The 643-nt window shown below is 49.6% G+C and carries 1 protein-coding gene; it reads left to right on the forward strand.

Translation table 11 applies throughout. The annotated features are described in order from the left end of the window. Window positions 1-124 precede the first annotated feature (124 nt). Window positions 125-643, forward strand: a 519-nt coding sequence (locus HMPREF0670_RS15195; protein WP_009232016.1) for a transposase, incomplete at its 3' end; no start/stop codon positions are given.

Raw genomic sequence — 643 nt, forward strand, 5'->3', positions numbered from 1 at the left:
AGGGATATTCAGTAAATATCTAACTAATTGTTTGTCAGTGTAATATATTATTTGTACCTTTACATAAAACCCCCGAACGACCCATCACGGGCAGAATCGGGGGAAATTTATAAAAATAACTGCTGTGAAGTTACGAAAAATTTCTGACATAACACCAACTTTGCCCTTTACAGAGTTCGATTTTTTACAACATTATCGCGATAGCTTTGCAAAAAGCGAACTTGGGCGCATCCGTGCCCAGCTCCCACTTGAGGAGTTGGCAGCAGAGTTGGCAACCCGCACCCATAAGCGTAGGCGTGGGAAAAAGCCTCTTTTTTCGGCAGAAGGGGAAATCGCCCTCATGTTCCTCAAGCCATACACGGGCCTGTCGGACGACGGCCTGATAGAGCTGCTCAACGGAAGCATCCACATGCAGATGTTCTGCGGTGTGCTGATAGACCCTGCCAATCCCATCAAGGACGGGAAGATTGTAAGTGCCATACGCAACCGTCTTGCCAGGCACCTCGACATAGACGGCCTTCAACGCATATTGTACGCCCGGTGGGAAGGCGACCTCAAGGACAAGGACCTGTGCCTGACGGATGCGACCTGCTATGAGAGCCACCTGCGTTTTCCCGACAGACGTCAAACTGCTTTGGGAGTG

It is taken from the genome of Prevotella sp. oral taxon 317 str. F0108, from assembly GCF_000162415.1.
GTDB lineage: Bacteria > Bacteroidota > Bacteroidia > Bacteroidales > Bacteroidaceae > Prevotella > Prevotella conceptionensis.